At 35.8% G+C, this 2,810-nt stretch carries 3 protein-coding genes and 1 pseudogene; 2 read left to right on the top strand and 2 right to left on the bottom strand.

The window, feature by feature from the left end:
• Nucleotides 1-109: 109 nt before the first annotated feature.
• Together P9B04_RS19310 and P9B04_RS19305 are read right to left on the bottom strand one after the other, a co-directional pair.
• Nucleotides 110-673, bottom strand: coding sequence for an IS630 family transposase (locus P9B04_RS19310; RefSeq protein ID WP_342056600.1), 564 nt, complete (start codon nucleotides 671-673; stop codon nucleotides 110-112).
• 25 nt (nucleotides 674-698) lie between these two features.
• Nucleotides 699-1,064, bottom strand: a complete 366-nt coding sequence (locus P9B04_RS19305; RefSeq protein WP_342056599.1) for a helix-turn-helix domain-containing protein — start codon at nucleotides 1,062-1,064, stop codon at nucleotides 699-701.
• Between the two features lie 78 nt (nucleotides 1,065-1,142).
• Here P9B04_RS19305 and P9B04_RS19300 point away from each other — a divergent pair.
• Together P9B04_RS19300 and P9B04_RS19295 are read left to right on the top strand one after the other, a co-directional pair.
• Nucleotides 1,143-1,577 (top strand): annotated as a pseudogene (locus P9B04_RS19300) (class I SAM-dependent methyltransferase); the annotation flags it as partial.
• A 54-nt stretch (nucleotides 1,578-1,631) separates the two neighbouring features.
• The gene (locus tag P9B04_RS19295) at nucleotides 1,632-2,540 is read left to right on the top strand and encodes an IS630 family transposase (RefSeq protein ID WP_342056598.1); all 909 of its coding nucleotides are present in this window, start codon (nucleotides 1,632-1,634) and stop codon (nucleotides 2,538-2,540) included.
• Nucleotides 2,541-2,810 lie beyond the last annotated feature (270 nt).

Genomic DNA, 2,810 nt, shown 5'->3' with positions numbered 1-2,810 from the left:
CAAGCCCTTGCCTGGACTAGATTTAGTCGATGCGACATTTTTGCGTCGCTCCCCAGCAACAACATCCTTTGTTCAACTAGGGTCTTCAATGGTCTGTTTATAGCGGTTTTCAATTGGGTGGCTCATAATAACAGCAGTGGGTAAACCAGCCAATTATGTCTTCATCAGTTACTAAATCAATGGCATCACTGATAGCTTGATTGAGGTCACTATAGTTCCTTGATTCAACACTTCTCAAGTATTCTTTGACTTTTGACCAACAGTTTTCAATTGGGTTAAAATCAGGAGAATAAGGAGATAAAAATACCACTTTTGCCCCTGCTGATTCAATCATTTCTTTGACTTCAGTTACTTTATGAGCTGATAAATTATCCATGACGACACAAGCTCCTGGCCAGAGTCCTGGCACTAGTACCTCTTTTACGTAAGTCAGAAAAGCGGGTTTATTTGTCCACCCTTCAAATGTAAAAGGTGCGAGAAAACCGTATGTAGCGATCGCTCCGATTAAAGTAACATTATTTCCTCTATTATAGGGACATTTACCATAAGCTCGCTTTCCTTTTTTTGCTCTGGCAAAATGCCGAGTCATAGCTCTATTAACTCCTGTTTCGTCAATAAAAACTAGGTCAGAAAGTTTGACCTCTCCAATTGTAGTCCAATATTCCCGTCTCAGATTTTGAACCCTATCTGTGTGAGCTTCATCTGCATGAAGTGTTTTTTTTTCGGGTTAAATTTAATTTTTGAACAAGACGACACATTGTGGGAATACTAACCTTGATATTTGTTTTTTCTTGTAGGCGATCGCTTAATTCCTGGAGAGTAGCGTCATTATCTTCTTCTACCAATTCTTTTACAATATCAAAGTGTTTTGAGTCAATTAAAGGTTCTTTTCCCCCACCATGAGGTAATGGCTCTATACTATTTGTAGTATCATAACGTCTGAGAAGACGAGTCACAAAACTATAACTAACTCGAAAACGTTCTGCTAGTTGTTTCCTTGATTCATTAGTATTATTCCTAGCTTCTATAATTTTGGTACGAATGTCTCTTGAATACGGCTTCATTTTGAGTTGAAACTAATATTTTCTGGTTTTCCTTACTTTAATCTATCCAATTGAAAACCGCTATTAGAACCCAATCCCGATTTTTTTCACTTAGCTCAACAAAAATGTCAAACCTATCCCCATGTGGAATTTCTCAATACATCTTTTGAGGAATGGATGCTAGAGGTTGATAGCTTTGATGCAGTTTTAGCAGCCACTTCTTTTCATTGGATACCCCCAGAGATAGGATATCCTAAAGCAGCAAAGGCATTAAGAGAAAATGGTTACTTGATTTTGCTCTGGAACAAAGAACTTCAGCCTTCTTATCAAGTGAACAAAAGCTTATATCCAGTCTATGAAGTTTATGCTCCCTCTTTGTGTGATCGATATGAAAATAGGGAAACACAAGAAAGGATTTTGCAAGGACTAGGACAGATAGTTGTTGATTCAGGTCTGTTTAAAAATTTGCGCTCTGGTCAAATTGAGTCTCAAGTAACTTATGGAGCTGATGAGTATGTGAAACTTTTATACTAAATCCGATTGTTAAAGTTGACTTATAATAAAGAAAAAATAACGAAGATAAGTCAGATGCCGAAAAAAGCCCATTTAGCCACCCATTATCAATCTGATGAACTTAAAAAAAAGTATCTCAAAAGTCAAGACCCAGTAGAATCGAGAAGATGGCATTTACTATGGAAAGTGTCTTTGGGATGGACAGTCAAAAATGCAGTGATCGCCATAGGAGTCAGTTATACTTATGGGAAGGAAATTGTAGCAAGATATAATAAGTTTGGAGAAGAAGGAATCAAAAACAAAAGAAATAAAAAACAAGAAAAAAAAGGAGGGAAAAAGTCACTTTTGACAGAAAAACAAATCTTAAAATTGAAGGAAATCATTAAATCAAGACCACCAGATGGAGGAATTTGGACGGGTCCGAAAGTAGCACGTTGGATAGAAAAGGAAACAGGAATAGAAAAAGTTTGGAATCAAAGGGGATGGGATTATTTAAAAAAGTCAAACTACTCTTGTCAAAGTCCGAGACCAAAACATAGAAAAGGAAATCCAGTAGAACAAGAGGAATTCAAGAAAAACTTACCTTTAAAAGTCAAAAAAATAGAAGAAAAGTATCCAAAGGCTACAATCGAATTATGGTTTTTCGATGAACATAGAGTGGGATTAAAACCAATTATAAGAAAAGTATGGAGTCCCATTGGAGAAAGACCAACAGCTATAGTAAATCATCGTTATGAATGGTTATATGTCTATGGTTTTGTCAAACCATCAACGGGAGAAACTATTTGGTATTTAATTCCAAGAGTGAACACAAAATGGCTGAATCTTGTTTATAAAAACTTTGCTAAAGATGTAGAAATTTCCGAAAAGAAAAAGGTCTTACTCATAGAAGATAATGCGGGATGGCATCATAGCAAAAAAGGGGAAATTCCGGAAGGACTTCTGGTTGCAGGGCAAACGCATCAAAAATGTGATCAGAATTGAGTTATAATGTGTTTAAGATTTCAAATTACCAGGTAATTTGAAAAACCTACCTAAAAGCTTCTACCAAAAGAAAACAGTCTGCTTAATAAAACCATTTAGAAAAAAAATGAGCAACATAATTGCTAATCTCAAACCAAGATTATTTTGAGAATCTATTTAGCCATTATTATTAGGCGATCGCTACTATCAGATCCCCAAAACTTTGGCTAAATATTTATTACTCACATCTTGCACCTGACGAGACAAAGTTCCAAACCATGTTCATAAAAC

This window comes from Crocosphaera sp. Alani8 (assembly GCF_038442745.1).
Taxonomy (GTDB): domain Bacteria; phylum Cyanobacteriota; class Cyanobacteriia; order Cyanobacteriales; family Microcystaceae; genus Crocosphaera.
This window is presented reverse-complemented; position numbering and strand designations above follow the sequence as displayed.